The following is an 18,902-nucleotide window of genomic DNA, read 5'->3' on the forward strand; positions in this document are numbered from 1 at the left end:
CGCCTCGGGGATCGCGGCCCCGGACGACGGACTCGGCCGTCGTGGCCGGGCACCGTCGCGGCGGGCAGCAGTTCCGCGCACCGTGCCGGATCCGGGCCGGGACCGGCCGCCGCCGTTGTCACCGCCACGTGGGAGTATCGGAGATGTAGCTCACATGCGGAGGCGAAGGAGAGCGGGCGATGGCAACGAAGCCGCCCAAGGCGGATCCGGTCCAGGACGCGCCGCAGGTCGCCGGGCCGCAGCACGCGGCGGCCGGGCTGCCCGCCATCGGGCACACCCTGCGCATCGCACAGCAGCAGATGGGCGTCAGGCGGACCGCCCTGACCCTCCTCAGCGTCAACCAGAAGGACGGCTTCGACTGCCCCGGCTGCGCCTGGCCCGAGCCGGACCACCGGCACAGGGCGGAGTTCTGTGAGAACGGCGCGAAGGCGGTCGCCGAGGAGGCCACCCTGCGCCGGGTCACCCCGGAGTTCTTCGCCGCCCACCCGGTCGCCGACCTCGCGACCCGCAGCGGGTACTGGCTCGGCCAGCAGGGCCGGCTCGCCCACCCCATGTACCTCCCCGAGGGAGCAGACCGCTACGAGCCGGTCACCTGGGAGCGCGCCTTCGACATCGTCGCCGAGGAGGTCGACGCCCTCGGCTCCCCCGACGAGGCCGTCTTCTACACCTCGGGACGCACCAGCAACGAGGCCGCCTTCCTCTACCAGCTCTTCGCGCGCGAGCTCGGCACTAACAACCTGCCCGACTGCTCGAACATGTGCCACGAGTCGTCCGGCTCGGCGCTCTCCCAGACCATCGGCGTCGGCAAGGGCAGCGTCCTGCTGGAGGACCTGTACAAGGCCGACCTGATCATCGTGGCCGGCCAGAACCCCGGCACCAACCACCCGCGCATGCTCTCCGCCCTGGAGAAGGCCAAGGCCGACGGCGCGCGGATCATCAGCGTCAACCCGCTGCCCGAGGCCGGTCTGGAGCGGTTCAAGAACCCGCAGACGGCGAAGGGCCTGGCCGGCGGGTCCTCGCTCACGGACCTGTTCCTGCAGATCCGCATCGGCGGCGACCAGGCCCTGTTCCGCCTTCTCAACAAGCTGATCGTCCAGACCGAGGGCGCCGTCGACGAGGACTTCGTCCGGGAGCACACGCACGGCTACGAGGAGTTCGCCGCGGCCGCCCGCGCCGCCGACTGGGACGAGACGCTCACCGCGACCGGACTCGACCAGCGCCGGATCCAGGAGGCGCTGGACATGGTGCTCGCCTCGCGGCGCACCATCGTCTGCTGGGCCATGGGCCTCACCCAGCACAAGCACTCCGTGCCCACGATCCGCGAAGTGGTCAACTTCCTGCTGCTACGCGGCAACATCGGCCGTCCCGGCGCGGGCGTGTGCCCGGTGCGCGGCCACTCGAACGTGCAGGGCGACCGCACCATGGGCATCTTCGAGCGGCCGGCACCGGCCTTCCTGGACGCCCTGGAGCGCGAGTTCGGCTTCGCTCCCCCACGCGAGCACGGCTACGACGTCGTCCGCGCGATCCGCGCCCTGCGCGACGGCGAGGCGAAGGTCTTCTTCGCCATGGGCGGCAACTTCGTCTCCGCCTCCCCCGACACCGGCGTCACCGAGGCGGCGATGCGGCGCGCCCGCCTCACGGTGCATGTGTCGACCAAGCTCAACCGCAGTCATGTGGTCACGGGCGCGCGGGCCCTGATCCTGCCCACCCTGGGCCGCACCGAGCGCGACCTCCAGGGCAGCGGCGAGCAGTTCGTGACCGTCGAGGACTCCATGGGCATGGTGCACGCCTCCCGCGGCCGCCTGGAGCCCGCGAGCGCGCACCTGCTGTCCGAGCCGGCGATCGTCTGCCGTCTGGCCCGCCGGGTGCTGGGCGAGCGCAGCCTCACACCGTGGGAGGAGTTCGAGAAGGACTACGCCACGATCCGTGACCGCATCGCCCGCGTGATCCCCGGCTTCCAGGACTTCAACGCGCGCGTCGCCCACCCCGGCGGCTTCGCCCTGCCCCACGCCCCGCGCGACGAGCGCCGCTTCCCGACGGCCACGGGCAAGGCCAACTTCACCGCCGCGCCCGTCGAGTACCCGAAGCTGCCCGAGGGCCGGCTGCTGCTGCAGACACTGCGCTCGCACGACCAGTACAACACCACGATCTACGGCCTCGACGACCGCTACCGGGGCATCCGTGGCGGCCGCCGGATCGTCCTCGTCAACCCCGAGGACGCGCGCGAACTCAACGTCGCCGACGGCTCGTACGTCGATCTCGTCAGCGAGTGGACGGACGGCGTGGAGCGGCGTGCGCCCGGCTTCCGGGTCGTGCACTACCCGACCGCGCGGGGCTGCGCCGCCGCCTACTACCCCGAGACCAACGTCCTGGTCCCCCTGGACTCCACCGCCGACGTCAGCAACACCCCGGCCAGCAAGTCCGTCGTCGTCCGTCTGGAACAATCGGCGACCGACTGAGCGTTTGCTCAGCCAGACGCGTCCGACCAGGACGCGTCCGACGACGATTGCGTCCGACGAGGACGACGAAGACGAAACGGAGCCGGTCCCGATGGGCGAGCAGCGCCAGGTGAAGTTCCCGCAAGAGGTCATCGACGAGTACGCGGCGCTCGGCGTGGACCTGCCCGCCCTGTTCTCCGCCGGGCACCTGGGCACGCGCATGGGCGTGCAGATAGTGGAGGCCTCGCCCGACCGCGTCGTCGGCACGATGCCCGTCGAGGGCAACACCCAGCCCTACGGCCTGCTGCACGGCGGCGCGTCCGCCGTGCTCGCCGAGACCCTCGGCTCGGTCGGCTCCATGCTGCACGGCGGCAGCTCCAAGATCGCCGTGGGCGTCGACCTGAACTGCACCCATCACCGGGGCGTCCGCTCCGGCCTGGTGACCGGCGTGGCCACGCCCGTGCACCGCGGTCGCTCCACGGCGACGTACGAGATCGTGATCAGCGACGAGGACGGCCGCCGGGTCTGCACCGCCCGCCTGACGTGCCTGCTGCGGGACGTGAATCCGCAGGACGCCGACCGGGTACGCGCGGCGGGCTGATCCGTTCCAACTCCCTTGCCGTTGCCGGTTCGACGCGCCGCGCCGTACCGTCGGCACATGGCAGCGGGAGGACCCACCCGATCGGCAGCCCTCGGGCTGGCCCTGCTGGCCGGCGCCCTCCTCACCGGATGCGCCGGCCCGGCCCCCGGCACGGCCGGCCCAGCTACGGCAACGGCCACGGCTCCGGCTCCGGAACCGGCCTCCACCTCGCCCTCCCCGCACGCCACCCCACCCGCCGAGGTGTGCGCGAGGATCATCACCTACTGGTCCCGGGAGGTTCTCGACGGCGGCACCTACGGCGACTACCAGGCGATGGGCCTGTCCAACGGGCAGTACGAGATCCTGCGGGACGTGGTCGACGCGGCCCGAGCCGTGCAGCGGCGCCAAGGGCTGCCTGCGGCTGACAAGTTGATCGCCCGTCAGGCCCACGAGCGCTGCATTGAGCGGTACCGCGACGGCGGGCCGACCTCAGGGCCGTGGAGTTGAGCGGCGTAGGCCCGGTCGAGCCGGGTGAGGGCACACGTACGTGGGAGCCGGCGCACACCTCCTCGGCCACCGCGCGGCGACTCGGACGCGCCGCGCGGTGGTGCACCGGGCACCGCCGGGCCCTCCTCGCGACCGTCTCCGTCACCGTCCTCGCGGCCGCCGGCTTCCTCCTGCACGCCACCGGCCCCGAAGCCCCTCCCCCGGCGGAGCCGCCGCCCCCTTCCCAGACGGTCCGCTTCACCTACTTCGGCCCGCTCCCCGGCGGCCGACCGGTCACCGGCTTCCGCTTCACGGTGACGGTGACCGCGCACTCCGGCCCGCCGGTCACGGTGACCCGGATAAGCCAGCCGTACGAGGGGCTTTCCCTGACGGCGATTCCCCGCCCGCCTTTCCGTATCCGCGCCGGTGACCCGCACAAGATCGAGATCACCATGCGGGCCACCGATTGCGGAAAAGTGCCGCGGAACGCCGGACTCCCTTTCCTGGATGTAACCCTGCGTAATACGCGCGCAATGGAAGCACACAGTTTCATCCTCGGCGAGCACTATGCGCACGACCTCTCGCACGCCCTCCAAGTAGCCTGCGGCAACAAGTCCTTGCCATTACCAAACACCCGGAACGCTACTGATAAGGGGCAGCCAGTCCTGCGAGTCTCATTATGCGGACAGGGCGAATCGGCCGCAATTCCGCGCTTCCACCCGCTCAGTACCGCTCTGCATTACGTCGTGTCATAACAAGAGAGTCACAGCCTTCGTCAGACTCTCCTCCACGTTCCCTGCACACGCTTAGAGTCACGGCCAGTCACCGCGCCGTCGGAATCGACGTCACTGGGCATCTCTTCGGCCCGAGCGCTCGACTCGGCGTCTTCCACGGGGAAGCGCCGCGCCAGGGGAAAGGACTGATCGTGCGTCAACGTTCGCTCATCGCCATCACCGCCGCTCTGGCGGCGGGAGCGCTCACTCTCACCGCCTGCGGTTCGCGCGACGGAGACGGCGGCTCGGACTCCGGGGGCGGCACCACCGTCGTCATCGGCATCGACGCCCCGCTGACCGGCGACCTGTCCGCACTGGGCCTGGGCATCAAGAACTCGGTGGACCTGGCCGCCAAGACGGCCAACAAGGAGAAGTACGTCGAGGGCGTCACCTTCAAGGTCGAGGCCCTCGACGACCAGGCGCAGCCCTCCGCCGGCCAGCAGAACGCCACCAAGTTCGTCGCCAACAAGGACGTCCTCGGTGTGGTCGGCCCGCTGAACTCCTCCGTCGCCGAGTCCATGCAGAAGGTCTTCGACGACGCGAAGCTCGTGGAGGTCTCGCCGGCCAACACCAACCCGGCCCTGACCCAGGGGCCGGACTGGCAGACCTCGAAGGCGCGCCCGTACAAGTCGTACTTCCGCACCGCGACCACGGACGCCATCCAGGGCCCGTTCGCCGCGCAGTACGTCTACAACGACGCCAAGAAGAAGAAGGTCTTCGTCATCGACGACAAGAAGACCTACGGCGCGGGCCTCGCCGCCACCTTCTCCGAGGAGTTCAAGAAGCTCGGCGGCAAGGTCGTCGGCACCGAGCACATCGACCCGGAGACCAAGGACTTCTCGGCGGTCGCCACCAAGGTCAAGAGCTCCGGCGCCGACGTCGTCTACTACGGCGGCGAGTACCCGCAGGCCGGCCCGCTCAGCAAGCAGATCAAGGCCTCCGGCGCCAAGATCCCGCTGGTCGGCGGTGACGGCATCTACAGCGCCGACTTCATCAAGCTGGCCGGCGCCAGCGGCACCGGCGACCTCGCCACCTCCGTCGGCGCCCCGGTGGAGGACCTCCCCTCCGCCAAGGAGTTCGTCGCCAACTACGAGGCCGCGGGCTACAAGGAGGCCTACGAGGCGTACGGCGGCTACTCCTACGACTCGGCCTGGGCCATCATCGAGGCCGTCAAGAAGGTCGTCGAGGGCAACAACGGCGAGCTCCCCGACGACGCCCGCGCCAAGGTCACCGAGGCCATGCAGGGTGTCTCCTTCGACGGCGTGACCGGCAAGGTCTCATTCGACGAGTTCGGGGACGCGACCAACAAGCAGCTCACCGTCTACTCCGTCGAGGGTGGCGCCTGGAAGGCCGCCAAGTCCGGCACCTACGAGGGCTGACCCACCCGGCACCACCCCATCGAGCCGCGCGGGGCGCTGCACCACTGGCGCCCCGCGCGGCCTCGCATCCGGCCCCTGTCGTCGAATCATCCGAAGTCTCGGAGGACATGCGGTGAACGAACTGCCGCAGCAGCTGGTCAACGGCCTGCTACTTGGATCCATGTACGGGCTGGTCGCCATCGGCTACACGATGGTCTATGGCATCGTCCAGCTCATCAACTTCGCCCACGGCGAGATCTTCATGGTGGGTGGCTTCGGCGCCCTCACCGTCTACCTGTACGTGCTGCCCGACGGCACGTCCCTCTGGGTGGCGCTCCCGCTGATGCTCATCGGAGGCATCATCGTCGCCACCCTCGTCGCCGTGGGAGCGGAACGGTTCGCCTACCGCCCCCTGCGCACGGCCCCCCGGCTGGCGCCCCTCATCACCGCCATCGGCCTCTCCCTCGCCCTGCAGCAGGCGGTGTGGGCCTGGTACCCCGACGCCCGCTCCGCCATCACGTTCCCGCAGATCGACGGCGGCCCCTTCCACATCGGCAGCGTCACCATCCAGACCGGCGACGTCTTCCTGCTGATCGCGGCCCCCATCAGCATGGCGATCCTCGCCTACTTCGTGATGAAGACCCGCACCGGCCGCGGCATGCAGGCCACGGCCCAGGACCCCGACACCGCCAAGCTGATGGGCATCAACACCGACCGCATCATCGTGGTCGCGTTCGCCCTCGGCGCCGCGTTCGCCGCCGTCGGCGCCGTCGCCTACGGCCTGAAGTACGGCGAGGTCCAGTTCCGCATGGGCTTCATCCTCGGCCTCAAGGCCTTCACCGCCGCCGTCCTCGGCGGTATCGGCAACATCTACGGAGCCATGCTGGGCGGCCTGGTCCTCGGCGTCGCCGAAGCCCTCTCGACCGCCTACATCTCCGACATCCCCGGCATGGACCAGTTCGGCAGCCAGTCCTGGGCCAACGTCTGGGCGTTCGTACTCCTCATCCTCGTACTCCTGTTCAGGCCACAGGGCCTGCTCGGCGAGCGCGTCGCGGACAGGGCGTGATCCACCGATGACGACACAGACCACCGCACCAGAGACCCCCCGCAAGGTCGACACCGGCAAGCACGCCGGCCTCATCGGAATCCCCCCGCAGATCGGCCGCGCCCTGGCCACCGGCGGCGGCGCCCTGACGATCGTCTCCACCTTCCTCGCCTGGACCTGGACCTCCGAGTTCCCCGGCGACCTCACCGTCTACGGCTACCCGGGCGGCCTTCAGGTCCTCGTGCTCATCGGCGGCCTGCTCACCACGCTGTTCGGCCTCGCCTCCTACGGCGTCAAGGGCCTGCGCTGGCTGGTCCCCGCAGGCGCCGACAGCGCACTGAAGATGGCCGCGCTCGGCACCTTCACCACCGCCTGGTACACGATCATCGCGATCGCCGTCCAACTCGGCGGACTGGTGAACCTGGAACCTGGCGGCTACCTCGTCGCCCTGACCTCCCTCGCCGCCCTCCTCGGCGCGTACGCCCTGCCGTTCCAGTGGCCCGCCCCCGAGCCGGTCGACCCCGAGGACACCAACTGGGAGCAGTTCCTCCACTACCTGCGGGGCCACCGCGCCGTCCTCAAGGCCGCCCTCGCCCCCGGCACCCCGGCCCCCGCCCGCAAACTGCCCGCCTACGCCGAGATCCTGGTGATTGTCGCGGCACTCGCCCTCGGCCTGATCGTCTTCACCTACGGCATCGGCACCGAGTACGACGAGCTGTTCGTCGGCTTCCTCATCACCGCCGGCTTCGGCTTCGCCGCGGCCGCCAAGGCCGGCCTCGTGGGCCGCGTCTCGGCGCTCACCGCCAAGCACCGCAACGTGACGATGATCGGCGCGTTCGTGGCGGCCGCCGCCTTCCCCTTCACCCAGTCCGACGACCAGTACGCGACGATCGGCGTCTACATCCTGATCTTCGCCACCGTCGCCCTCGGCCTGAACATCGTGGTCGGCCTCGCGGGCCTGCTCGACCTCGGTTACGTCGCCTTCCTCGGCGTCGGCGCGTACACCGCGGCGATGGTCTCCGGCTCGCCCTCCTCGCCGTTCGACATCCAGCTGCCCTTCTGGGCCTCGGCGTTGCTCGGCGCCGCCGTCGCCATGGTGTTCGGCGTCGTCATCGGCGCCCCGACGCTGCGTCTGCGCGGCGACTACCTCGCCATCGTGACGCTCGGCTTCGGTGAGATCTTCCGGATCACCGTCCTCAACATGGACGGCACCTCCGGCCCGGACATCACCAACGGCTCCAACGGCATCTCGTCGATCCCCAACCTCAACATCCTGGGCTTCGACTTCGGCCAGGAACACACCATCGCGGGCTTCACCATCGCGCGGTTCGCCAACTACTTCCTGCTGATGCTCCTCATCACGCTGGTCGTCGTGATCGTCTTCCGGCGCAGCAGCGACTCCCGCATCGGCCGCGCGTGGATCGCCATCCGCGAGGACGAGACCGCCGCCCTCGCCATGGGCATCAACGGCTTCCGGGTCAAGCTCATCGCCTTCGCCCTCGGCGCGGCCCTCGCCGGTCTCGCGGGCACGGTGCAGGCGCACGTCACCTACACCGTCACGCCCGAGCAGTACCAGTTCGCCCACGTGGTCCCGCCCAACTCGGCGTTCCTGCTGGCCGCGGTGGTCCTCGGCGGCATGGGCACGATCAGCGGTCCGCTCGTCGGCGCGGCGCTGCTCTACCTCATCCCCGCCAAGCTCCAGTTCCTCGGCGACTTCCAGCTCTTCGCCTTCGGTCTCGCACTGGTCCTGCTGATGCGCTTCCGCCCGGAGGGGCTCATCCCCAACCGGCGCCGCCAGCTCGAGTTCCACGAAGAGACGGAAGCACCCACAGTCCTCAGCAAGGCAGGGGCCTGACCCATGACAACCGACACCATCACCACCGGGGAGACCGTCCTCGACGCCCGCGGCGTCACCATGCGGTTCGGCGGTCTGACCGCCGTCCGCGGCGTCGACCTCCAGGTCAACAGCGGCGAGATCGTCGGCCTCATCGGCCCCAACGGCGCCGGCAAGACCACCTTCTTCAACTGCCTGACCGGCCTCTACATCCCCACCGAGGGCGAGGTCCGCTACAAGGGCACCGTCCTGCCGCCGAAGTCCTTCAAGGTGACGGCCGCGGGCATCGCCCGCACCTTCCAGAACATCCGTCTGTTCGCCAACATGACGGTGCTGGAGAACGTGCTCGTCGGCCGGCACACCCGCACCAAGGAAGGCCTCTGGTCCGCGCTGCTGCGCGGCCCCGGCTTCCACAAGGCCGAGGCCGCCTCCCGCGAACGCGCCATGGAACTCCTGGAATTCGTCGGCCTCGCGGCCAAGGCCGAGCACCTCGCGCGCAACCTGCCCTACGGCGAGCAGCGCAAGCTGGAGATCGCGCGGGCGCTGGCCAGCGAGCCGGGTCTGCTGCTGCTCGACGAGCCCACGGCGGGCATGAACCCGCAGGAGACCCGGGCCACCGAGGAACTGGTCTTCGCCATCCGCGACAAGGGCATCGCCGTCCTCGTCATCGAGCACGACATGCGGTTCATCTTCAACCTCTGCGACCGCGTCGCCGTCCTCGTCCAGGGCGAGAAGCTCGTCGAGGGCGACAGCGCCACCGTCCAGGGCGACGAGCGCGTCGTCGCCGCGTACCTGGGCGAGCCGTTCGAGGGCGACCCCGGCACCGCCGAGGTGGCGGAGGTCGAGGCCGCCGAGGCACAGGCCTCCGGGGCGCAGGCTTCCGAGGCGAAGGCCTCCGAGGCACAGGCCGACAGCACGTCGTCCGGCAAGGAGAACGACCGATGACCGCACTGCTCGAAGTCGAGGACCTCCGGGTCGCGTACGGCAAGATCGAGGCCGTCAAGGGCATCTCGTTCAAGGTCGACGCCGGCGAGGTCGTCACCCTCATCGGCACCAACGGCGCCGGCAAGACCACCACCCTGCGCACCCTGTCGGGCCTGCTCAAGCCCGTCGGCGGGCAGATCCGCTTCAACGGCAAGTCGCTGAAGAAGACCCCCGCCCACCAGATCGTCTCGCTCGGACTCGCCCACTCCCCCGAGGGCCGGCACATCTTCCCGCGCATGACGATCGAGGACAATCTGCGCCTCGGCGCGTTCCTGCGCAACGACAAGCCCGGCATCGAGAAGGACATCCAGCGCGCCTACGACCTGTTCCCGATCCTCGGGGAGCGGCGCAAGCAGGCCGCGGGCACCCTCTCGGGCGGTGAGCAGCAGATGCTGGCGATGGGCCGCGCCCTGATGTCCCAGCCCAAGCTGCTCATGCTGGACGAGCCGTCGATGGGGCTCTCGCCGATCATGATGCAGAAGATCATGGCGACCATCGCCGAGCTGAAGTCCCAGGGCACGACCATCCTGCTGGTCGAGCAGAACGCCCAGGCCGCGCTGTCCCTGGCCGACCACGGCCATGTGATGGAGGTCGGCAGCATCGTCCTGTCCGGCTCGGGCCAGGACCTCCTGCACGACGAGTCGGTGCGCAAGGCGTATCTCGGCGAGGACTGAACACCCGCTCACACAGCTGAGGCCCGCGTCCCGTCCGGGGACGCGGGCCTCAGCTGTACAGGAGCGGGGTCAGCCCTTGTCGGAGCTCTTGGCCGCCTTCTTCTCCGCGGCATCCTGAATGACCGCCTCGGCAACTTGCTGCATCGACATCCGCCGGTCCATCGACGTCTTCTGGATCCACCGGAACGCGGCGGGCTCGGTCAGCCCGTACTCGGTCTGCAGTACCGACTTCGCCCGGTCGACGAGCTTGCGCGTCTCCAGCCGCTGGCTGAGGTCGGCGACCTCCTTCTCCAGCTCCTTCAGCTGCGTGTACCGCGAGACGGCCATCTCGATCGCCGGGACGACGTCGCTCTTGCTGAACGGCTTCACCAGGTACGCCATCGCGCCCGCGTCCCGGGCGCGCTCCACCAGATCGCGCTGCGAGAAGGCGGTGAGCATGAGGACGGGGGCGATGGACTCCTCGGTGATCTTCTCCGCGGCGGAGATGCCGTCGAGCTTGGGCATCTTCACGTCGAGGATCACCAGGTCCGGGCGGTGCTCCCGGGCCAGCTCCACGGCCTGCTCACCGTCACCGGCCTCGCCGACCACCGTGTAGCCCTCTTCCTCCAGCATCTCCTTGAGGTCGAGCCGGATCAGGGCCTCGTCCTCGGCGATGACGACACGGGTCGTCAGCGGAGGCACGTGTGACTTGTCGTCATCGGGCACGTCAACGGGCTGGGGCGACTCGGGGGCGGTCACTCGGGCTCCTCGTTCAGGGGGAGGGGTACTGCTGACAAGAGCCTACCCAGCTGCGGTAAGGTGGGGGCACGGCAGGTCACTGCCGACCTTCATTTTAGAGGAAGCCCCGGTAGCCCAGCGGCAGAGGCACGGTGCTCAAACCACCGACAGCGTGGGTTCAAATCCCACCCGGGGCACTTTTCCTTCGATCGCAAGGTCAGCATTTGGAAGCGGATGTCCACGTTCTCGTGAACATCCGCTTTTTGACCGCATCCTCACCCGGGGTGCTGACTGCCGTACCGCGCCTACGACGTCTCACCGATGTGATGCACCCGGACCATGTTCGTGGTCCCCGGCATCCCGGGGGGCGAGCCGGCCGTGATGATGACCGTGTCGCCGGGCTCGCAGCGGGCGTACCGGGTCAGAAGCTCGTCCACCTGGGCGATCATCGCGTCCGTCGACTCCGCGTGCGGACCCAGGAACGTCTCCACGCCCCAGGTCAGGCTCAGTTCCGAACGCGTCGCGGGCTCCGGTGTGAAGGCGAGGAGCGGGATCGGGGAGCGGTAGCGGGAGAGGCGGCGGGCGGTGTCGCCGGACTGGGTGAACGCCACCAGGAAGCGCGCGCCGAGGAAGTCGCCCATCTCGGCCGCCGCCCGGGCGACCGCGCCACCCTGTGTGCGGGGCTTGTTGAGCTCGGTCAGGGGGGACAGCCCCTTGGCGAGGATGTCCTCCTCCGCCGCCTCGACGATCTTCGCCATCGTGGTGACCGTCTCGACCGCGTACTTGCCGACGCTGGTCTCCCCGGAGAGCATCACCGCGTCCGTGCCGTCGATGACGGCGTTGGCGACGTCGCTGGCCTCGGCGCGCGTGGGCCGCGAGTTCTCGATCATCGAGTCCAGCATCTGGGTCGCCACGATCACGGGCTTGGCGTTCCGCTTGGCCAGCTTGATCGCGCGCTTCTGGACGATCGGGACCTGTTCGAGCGGCATCTCCACGCCGAGGTCGCCGCGCGCCACCATGATGCCGTCGAACGCCGCCACGATGTCGTCGATGGCGTCCACGGCCTGCGGCTTCTCCACCTTGGCGATCACCGGGAGGCGGCGCCCCTCCTCGTCCATGATGCGGTGGACGTCTTCGATGTCCCGGCCGCTGCGGACGAAGGAGAGGGCGATGACGTCGAAGCCGGTGCGCAGGGCCCAGCGCAGGTCGGCCTCGTCCTTGCCGGAGAGCGCGGGGACGGAGACCGCGACGCCGGGGAGGTTCAGCCCCTTGTTGTCGGAGACCATGCCGCCTTCGACGACGCGGGTGTGCACGCGGGGCCCGTCGACCTCGGTGACCTCCAGGCAGACCTTGCCGTCGTCGACGAGGATGCGCTCGCCGCGGGTGACGTCGCCGGCGAGGCCCTGGTATGTCGTGCCGCACGACCGGCGGTCGCCGCGCGCGCCCTCTTCGACGGTGATGGTGAAGGAATCGCCGCGTTCAAGGAGTACGGGTCCCTCGGTGAAGCGGCCGAGCCGGATCTTCGGGCCCTGAAGGTCGGCGAGCAGCCCCACGCTGCGGCCGGTCTCGTCGGAGGCCTTGCGTACGCGCTGGTAACGCTCCTCGTGCTCGGCGTATCCGCCGTGGCTGAGGTTGAATCGGGCGACGTCCATTCCGGCGTCGACCAGTGCCTTGATCTGGTCGTACGAGTCGGTGGCGGGGCCCAGAGTGCAGACGATCTTTGCTCGGCGCATGATGCGAGCCTAGGCCTTACCGGCGGGTAGACAATTGGCCGGGCATGACTACTCAACAACCTTTACGTGAAGGGGTGTTGACAAGTGTTGAATTGTGCATGGGGGCGCTCTGATGAGCATTTCGCAGCTTGCGCCCCATTCCCGGCCGTGCATTGACCATGCACCGGTCATGTATCCGGCCGGGCTGATTTCCGAATTTCCTCACAGCTTCGGCGGCACCATCGTGAATCGTGCGTTGACCTGGGCGTGGACGTGTTGCCGCTGGGGTTCCAGATCGACAGGCGCGGCGGCCGTGTCCTCGGCGGCCGCCGCGTAGGCCATGGAACGCATACGCCCACCGGGTGCCGCCGGATAGGGCTGCGGGCTCTCGGCGCCGATGTCGGCGAGTTCCACGAGCGCCGACAGTGTCGTACCGAGCGCGTCGGCGTATTCGCGGGCGCGTTGCACCGCCTCCCGGACGGCTTGCCGGCGGGCCTCGCGGTGGGCGGGTGAGTCGGGGCGCAGCGCCCACCAGGGGCCGTCGACGCGGGTGAGGTCGAGGTCGGCGAGGCGGGAGGTGAGTTCGCCGAGGGCGGTGAAGTCGGTGAGTTCGGCGGTGACGTGGACGATGCCGTGGTAGGTGCGGATGCGTTCGCCGCGGCCGTGTTTGGTCAGTTCCGGGGTGATGGAGAAGGCGCCGGTCTCCACGCGTTCGACGGCGTCGCCGTAGGACTTGACCAGGTCGAGTGCGCCGGCGTTGCGGCGGGTGAGGTCGTCGAGGGCGGAACGCCGGTCGCGGCCGCGGGCGGTGACGGTGATGCCGATGCGGGCGATCTCGGGGTCGACTTCGAGGCGCGCCTCACCGCGGACGGCGATGCGGGGTGCCTCGGGGGTGCCGTAGGGGACGGCGGGTGGCTGGGGGTGGTCCTCGGTGGGTGAGGTCATACGTCCCACTCTGTCACCGCGTGGGGCGGTGCGGCTCCGGCCGGTCATCAGATCGCAACGTCCGGGGACTGTTGGTCATGGTCATGTCCGGGTCAGAATCTACGCGCGTTGTTGTCGTTCGAGGCCGACCGGGAGTGCCGCACATGCCGTTGAGCCGCCGGAAGATCCTGACGAAGTCCGCCGTGACCGGGGCGGGGGTGGCGGTCGCCGGTGCGGCGGCGGCACCGGCGGAGGCGGCGCCGGCTCACCAGGCTCAGGCGCGCCGGACACCGGCTCCCACGAAGCGTCCGCGGCGGTACTCGTTGACCGTCATGGGCACCACCGACCTGCACGGTCACGTCTTCAACTGGGACTACTTCAAGGACGCGGAGTACACGGACACGGCCGGCAACGCACAGGGGCTGGCCCGGATCTCGACGCTGGTCAACCAGGTCCGCGAGGAGAAGGGCCGCCGTCACACGCTGCTGCTGGACGCGGGCGACACCATCCAGGGCACCCCGCTGACGTACTACTACGCGAAGGTCGACCCGATCACCGCCGAGGCCGGGCCCGTGCACCCGATGGCGCAGGCGATGAACGCCATCGGGTACGACGCCGTGGCGCTCGGCAACCACGAGTTCAACTACGGCATCGAGACGCTGCGCCGGTTCGAGGAGCAGTGCCGCTTCCCGCTGCTCGGCGCCAACGCGGTCGACGCGAAGACGCTCCGGCCCGCGTTCCCGCCGTACTTCATGAAGACGTTCCGCGTGCCGGGCGCCCCGCCGGTGAAGGTGGCCGTGCTCGGGCTGACGAACCCGGGCATCGCGATCTGGGACAAGGCGTATGTGCAGGGCAAGCTGGTCTTCCCGGGCCTGGAGGAGCAGGCGGCGAAGTGGGTGCCGAAGCTGCGTTCGATGGGAGCGGACGTGGTCGTGGTCTGCGCGCACAGCGGCTCCTCGGGCACGTCGTCCTACGGCGACCAGCTGCCGCACGTCGAGAACGCCGCCGCCGAGGTGGCCCGGCAGGTGCCCGGCATCGACGCGATCCTGGTCGGCCACGCCCATGTGGAGATCGAGGAGCTGCTGGTCACCAACGAGAGCACCGGCAGGACGGTCGTCCTGTCCGAGCCGCTGTGCTACGCCGAACGGCTGACGCTGTTCGACTTCGAGCTGGCCTTCGACAAGGGCAGGTGGCGGGTCGAGTCGGTCAAGGCGTCGCTGCGCAACACGAACACGGTCGAGGACGACCCGAGGATCACCAGGCTGCTGTCGGACGAGCACGCGAAGGTCGTGGCGTACGTCAACCAGGTCGTCGGCACCGCGACCGAGCCGCTGACGACGGTCGACGCCCGCTACAAGGACGCCCCGATCATCGATCTGATCACCAGGGTGCAGGAGGACGTGGTCAAGGCGGCCCTGGCGGGTACCGAGCACGCCTCGCTGCCGGTGCTCGCGCAGGCGTCGCCGTTCTCGCGGACGTCCGAGATCCCGGCCGGCGAGGTGACGATCCGGGACCTGTCGAGCCTGTACGTGTACGACAACACGCTGGTCGCCAAGGTGCTGACGGGCGCGCAGCTGCGGGCGTACCTGGAGTACTCGGCGGAGTACTTCGCGCAGACGGCGGCCGGCGCGCCGGTCGACGCGGACAAGCTGACCAACGCGGGCGGCCGCCCGGACTACAACTACGACTACGTATCGGGGCTGACGTACGAGATCGACATCGCCCGGCCGGCCGGGTCACGGATCCGGAATCTGGTTTTCGGCGGTGCCGCGGTGGCGGACGCCCAGCAGTTCGTGCTGGCGGTGAACAACTATCGCGCCAACGGTGGTGGCGCGTTCCCGCATGTGGCGTCGGCGCGGGAGCTGTGGTCGGAGTCGACGGAGATCCGCACCCGGATCGCGGAGTGGGTGACCGCCAAGGGCGTGCTGGACCCGCGGGGCTTCGCGTCGGTGGGCTGGAAGCTCACGCGGGACGGCACGCCGGTGTTCTAGGAGCGCCGGAAGGTCTCAGGTCCCGTCGCGCAAGGGGGTGAGCGCACCCGGGTGCCGGGCGGGCGGGACCTGGGAGCGCTGCTGGTCCAGGCCGAAGGTGGTGAACGCGGTGCGGTGCGGCAGCGGGTACGGCTCCTTGCCGGTCAGCGCGTTGAGGATGGTGGCGCTGCGCCAGGCGGCCAGGCCGAGGTCGGGGGTGCCGACGCCGTGGGTGTGGAGCGAGGCGTTCTGGACGTAGGCCGTTCCTGTCACTGAGGGGTCGAGGACCAGGCGGAACTCCTCGTCGATCCGCGGGCGGTCGTGGCTGTCGCGGCGCAGATAGGGGTCGAGACCGGCGAGGATGCGGGTGAGGGGGCGTTCGCGGTAGCCCGTGGCGAGGACGACGGCATGGGTGGTGAGCCGGGAGCGGGTGCCCTGCTGGATGTGTTCCAGGTGCAGCTCGACCTGGGTGGTGGCGATCCGGCCGGCGGTGCGGACGCGGACGCCGGGGGTGAGGATCGCGTCGGGCCAGCCGCCGCCCAGGTTGCGCCGGTAGAGCTCGTCGTGGATGGCGGCGATGGTGCCGGTGTCGATGCCCTTGTGGAGCTGCCACTGCGAGGCGACGAGTTGCTCGCGGACCGGCTCGGACAGGGCGTGGAAGTAGCGCGTGTAGTCGGGGGTGAAGTGCTCCAGGCCGAGCTTGGAGTACTCCATGGGCGCGAAGGCCTCGCTGCGGCCGATCCAGTGCAGGCGCTCGCGGCCGGCCGGGCGGTGCCGCAGCAGGTCGAGGAAGACCTCGGCGCCGGACTGTCCCGACCCGACGACGGTGATGTGCTCGGCGGCGAGCAGCGCGTCGCGGTGGCCGAGGTAGTCGGCGGCGTGGATGACGGGCACGCCGGGTGCCTCGACGAGGGGCGCGAGCGGGTCGGGGACGTAGGGCTCGGTGCCGATGCCGAGGACGATGTTCCTCGTGTAGGTACGGCCGAGGGACTCGGCTTCTCCGTCGGTGTCGAGCTGGGTGAAGTCGACCTCGAAGAGGTCGCGTTCGGGGTTCCAGCGGACGGCGTCGACCTGGTGGCGGAAGTGCAGCCCGGAGAGGTTCTCGCTCACCCAGCGGCAGTAGGCGTCGTACTCGCTGCGCCGGATGTGCAGGCGCTCGGCGAAGTAGAAGGGGAAGAGCCGCTCGCGGGTCCTGAGGTAGTTGAGGAAGGACCAGGGGCTGGCGGGGTCGGCGAGGGTGACCAGGTCGGCGAGGAAGGGCACCTGGACGGTGGTGCCGTCGACGAGCAGGCCAGGGTGCCAGTCGAAGGCGGGGCGCTGTTCGTAGAAGACGGCGTCGAGTTCGGCGAGGGGGTGGGCGAGTGCGGCCAGGGAGAGGTTGAACGGGCCGATGCCGATGCCGACCAGGTCACGGGGGGCCTGGGGTTCGTGGGGTGCCGGGAGGGAGACGGCGTACGGGCTCACCTGTGCGGTGGCCTCGGGTGGTGTGGTCGGCGGGTTCGTCGGGCGGGTCATCGGGGGGTGTGTCCTTCCACCAGGGTCAGCAGGGCGGCCAGGTCGTCGGGCCTGGTACGGGGGTTGAGGAGGGTGGCCTTGAGCCAGAGCCGTCCGTTCAGCCGGGCGCGGCCGAGGACCGCGCGGCCGTCGCGGAGGAGGTTCCGGCGCACGGCTGCCACGGCGTCGTCGGTGGCGCCTGCGGGCCGGAAGAGCACCGTGCTGATGGTGGGCCGGTCGTACAGCTCCAGGCCCGGGCGCGCCGCGATCAGCCCGGCCAGTTCGCCGGCGCGCTCGCACACCTGGTCGACGAGTGCCCCGAGTCCGCTCCGGCCGAGGCTCCTCAGCGTGACGGCGATCTTGAGGATGTCGGGACGGCGGGTGGTGTGCAGCGAACGGCCCAGCAGGTCGGGCAGACCGGCCTCGGTGTCGTCGCCGGCGTTCAGGTAGTCGGCGCGCTGGTGCAGGGCGGTGAGGTCGCGGGCGTCGCGGACGGCGAGCAGTCCGGCCGCGATCGGCTGCCAGCCGAGTTTGTGCAGGTCGAGCGTGATGGTGTCGGCGGCGTCGAGGCCGGCGAGCCGGTGCCGGTGCCGCTCGCTGAACAGCAGTCCGCCTCCGTACGCGGCGTCGACGTGCAACCGGGCGCCGTGCGTGCGGCACAGGGCGGCGATCTCGGGCAGTGGGTCGATGAGCCCGGCGTCGGTGGTGCCCGCGGTGGCGGCGACGACCGGCGGGCCGGTGAGGTGGGTGAGCGCCTCGTCGAGGGCGGCCGGGTCGAGGATGCCGGCCGGGGCGGGGACGGTGACGGGTGCGGGCAGGCCGAGCAGCCAGGCGGCGCGGGGGAGCGAGTGGTGGGCGCCGGCCGCGGTGACCAGCTGGGCGCTGCCGCCGAGTGCCTCGCGGGCGAGCAGCAGGGCGAGCTGGTTGGACTCGGTGCCGCCGGTGGTGACGAGGCAGTCGGTCGCGCCCGCCTCCGCGGCGAGGGCTTGTGTCACCAGGGCTTCCAGGGCGGAGGCGGCCGGGGCCTGGTCCCAGGAGTCGAGGGACGGGTTGAGGACACCGGCGGCGAAGTCGGCGGCGGCGGCCAGGGCGAGCGGGGGGCCGTGCAGATGGCCGGCGCACAGCGGGTCGGCGGGGTCGGCGGCGCCCTCGGCGAGCGCGTGCACGAGGGCGCGCAGGGCGTCCGGGTCGCCCTTGTCCGGCAGCACCTGCCCCAGCGCGTCCCGCATCCGGGCGGTGACCGCCTCCGGGCCGCCCGCGGGGAGCGGGCCGCCGCGTGCCCGGCCGCCGGCGGCCAGCGCGTCGAGCACGATGTCGAGCAACGGCCGCAGGGCGCCCGGGCCGTCGGGGCCTGAGGCGAGCGGCGGCGGCGTGGGCATGTACCCAGCTTGTACGTGGATGGGGCGACGCGCCCGAAACGTACGGGCAGAACGACCCGAAGGGGGTAACCGTCCGCGCGTCGGCCGCTTCCACGCCGCGCGGGGTGGCCGTCACCGGTGACTGCTCGCGCCCTCGCCCCCGATCGCGGGACGGACCGCCGCCCAGGCCCCGGAGCGTGCGCGCCGGGCGACGCGGCCCTGAGCCGCCTCCCCGGCATCGGTACACAGCTCACCGCAGGCGGTCACCCCCAGGCCCCGGCCCCGGACGGGCCACGCCCACGGGCCCCGAGGGCACCCGAGCGTGCGCGCCGGGCGACGCGGGGCAGGCCGGGATCGCCAGACCTGCCCAGAGCCACCTGCCCGGCATCGGTGCCGAGGTCACCGCAGGGGGGCCGCCGCCAGCTCCCGCACGGTCCCTGGACGAGCCGCGCCCGCGGACACGGGCCCCGAGGGCACCCGAGCGTGCGCGCCGGGCGACGCGGGGCAGGCCGGGATCGCCAGACCTGCCCAGAGCCACCTGCCCGGCATCGGTGC

At 70.6% G+C, this 18,902-nt stretch carries 15 protein-coding genes and 1 tRNA gene; 11 read left to right on the forward strand and 5 right to left on the reverse strand.

From position 1 onward, the window contains the following. The first annotated feature begins 179 nt into the window (after positions 1–179). From ACIHCM_RS31785 to ACIHCM_RS31825, 9 genes are all read left to right on the forward strand, one after another. Positions 180–2,459, forward strand: a complete 2,280-nt coding sequence (locus ACIHCM_RS31785; protein ID WP_399903493.1) for an FdhF/YdeP family oxidoreductase — start codon at positions 180–182, stop codon at positions 2,457–2,459. A gap of 91 nt (positions 2,460–2,550) precedes the next feature. Beyond that, complete coding sequence (locus ACIHCM_RS31790; RefSeq protein ID WP_399903496.1) at positions 2,551–3,039, forward strand: PaaI family thioesterase; 489 nt, start codon at positions 2,551–2,553, stop codon at positions 3,037–3,039. A gap of 57 nt (positions 3,040–3,096) precedes the next feature. Next, complete coding sequence (locus ACIHCM_RS31795; RefSeq protein WP_399903499.1) at positions 3,097–3,525, forward strand: hypothetical protein; 429 nt, start codon at positions 3,097–3,099, stop codon at positions 3,523–3,525. After that, on the forward strand, positions 3,516–4,259 hold the full coding sequence (locus tag ACIHCM_RS31800; RefSeq protein ID WP_399903501.1) for a Tat pathway signal sequence domain protein: 744 nt from the start codon (positions 3,516–3,518) through the stop codon (positions 4,257–4,259). The genes ACIHCM_RS31795 and ACIHCM_RS31800 overlap by 10 nt, the downstream gene beginning before the upstream one ends. 170 nt (positions 4,260–4,429) lie before the next feature. Continuing rightward, complete coding sequence (locus ACIHCM_RS31805; protein ID WP_399903503.1) at positions 4,430–5,656, forward strand: branched-chain amino acid ABC transporter substrate-binding protein; 1,227 nt, start codon at positions 4,430–4,432, stop codon at positions 5,654–5,656. Between the two features lie 112 nt (positions 5,657–5,768). Continuing rightward, the gene (locus tag ACIHCM_RS31810; protein WP_399903506.1) at positions 5,769–6,701 is read left to right on the forward strand and encodes a branched-chain amino acid ABC transporter permease; all 933 of its coding nucleotides are present in this window, start codon (positions 5,769–5,771) and stop codon (positions 6,699–6,701) included. 7 nt (positions 6,702–6,708) lie between these two features. Continuing rightward, the gene (locus ACIHCM_RS31815; protein WP_399903509.1) at positions 6,709–8,535 is read left to right on the forward strand and encodes a branched-chain amino acid ABC transporter permease; all 1,827 of its coding nucleotides are present in this window, start codon (positions 6,709–6,711) and stop codon (positions 8,533–8,535) included. Between the two features lie 3 nt (positions 8,536–8,538). Next, positions 8,539–9,459 (forward strand): ABC transporter ATP-binding protein, encoded by a 921-nt coding sequence (locus ACIHCM_RS31820; protein WP_399903512.1) that lies wholly within the window; start codon positions 8,539–8,541, stop codon positions 9,457–9,459. Further along, the gene (locus tag ACIHCM_RS31825) at positions 9,456–10,172 is read left to right on the forward strand and encodes an ABC transporter ATP-binding protein (protein WP_189698918.1); all 717 of its coding nucleotides are present in this window, start codon (positions 9,456–9,458) and stop codon (positions 10,170–10,172) included. The genes ACIHCM_RS31820 and ACIHCM_RS31825 overlap by 4 nt, the downstream gene beginning before the upstream one ends. A 69-nt stretch (positions 10,173–10,241) precedes the next feature. On the opposite strand, the gene ACIHCM_RS31830 is transcribed toward ACIHCM_RS31825, so the two are convergent. Continuing rightward, complete coding sequence (locus ACIHCM_RS31830; protein ID WP_399903516.1) at positions 10,242–10,910, reverse strand: ANTAR domain-containing response regulator; 669 nt, start codon at positions 10,908–10,910, stop codon at positions 10,242–10,244. A gap of 103 nt (positions 10,911–11,013) precedes the next feature. Between ACIHCM_RS31830 and ACIHCM_RS31835 the strand changes: the two genes are divergently transcribed. After that, positions 11,014–11,086, forward strand: a tRNA-Leu gene (locus tag ACIHCM_RS31835). A 108-nt stretch (positions 11,087–11,194) separates the two neighbouring features. Here ACIHCM_RS31835 and pyk read toward each other — a convergent pair. Together pyk and ACIHCM_RS31845 are read right to left on the reverse strand one after the other, a co-directional pair. Then, entirely contained in the window at positions 11,195–12,622 is a 1,428-nt protein-coding gene (gene pyk, locus ACIHCM_RS31840) for a pyruvate kinase (protein WP_399903519.1), read from the reverse strand. A 201-nt stretch (positions 12,623–12,823) separates the two neighbouring features. Continuing rightward, positions 12,824–13,546 (reverse strand): SIMPL domain-containing protein, encoded by a 723-nt coding sequence (locus tag ACIHCM_RS31845; RefSeq protein ID WP_399903522.1) that lies wholly within the window; start codon positions 13,544–13,546, stop codon positions 12,824–12,826. 143 nt (positions 13,547–13,689) lie between these two features. Here ACIHCM_RS31845 and ACIHCM_RS31850 point away from each other — a divergent pair, with 143 nt between their 5' ends. Continuing rightward, positions 13,690–15,516 (forward strand): bifunctional metallophosphatase/5'-nucleotidase, encoded by a 1,827-nt coding sequence (locus ACIHCM_RS31850; RefSeq protein WP_399903525.1) that lies wholly within the window; start codon positions 13,690–13,692, stop codon positions 15,514–15,516. A gap of 15 nt (positions 15,517–15,531) precedes the next feature. On the opposite strand, the gene ACIHCM_RS31855 is transcribed toward ACIHCM_RS31850, so the two are convergent. Together ACIHCM_RS31855 and ACIHCM_RS31860 are read right to left on the reverse strand one after the other, a co-directional pair. Continuing rightward, positions 15,532–17,010 carry a lysine N(6)-hydroxylase/L-ornithine N(5)-oxygenase family protein gene (locus tag ACIHCM_RS31855; RefSeq protein ID WP_399903528.1) on the reverse strand — a complete coding sequence of 493 codons (1,479 nt, stop codon included), beginning with the start codon at positions 17,008–17,010 and terminating at the stop codon, positions 15,532–15,534. Next, on the reverse strand, positions 17,007–18,368 hold the full coding sequence (locus ACIHCM_RS31860) for a pyridoxal phosphate-dependent decarboxylase family protein (protein WP_399903531.1): 1,362 nt from the start codon (positions 18,366–18,368) through the stop codon (positions 17,007–17,009). The genes ACIHCM_RS31855 and ACIHCM_RS31860 overlap by 4 nt, the downstream gene beginning before the upstream one ends. Between the last annotated feature and the right edge of the window lie 534 nt (positions 18,369–18,902).

Origin of the sequence: Streptomyces sp. NPDC052023, from assembly GCF_044548465.1 — a bacterium.
In the GTDB taxonomy this organism is placed as follows: Bacteria; Actinomycetota; Actinomycetes; order Streptomycetales; family Streptomycetaceae; genus Streptomyces.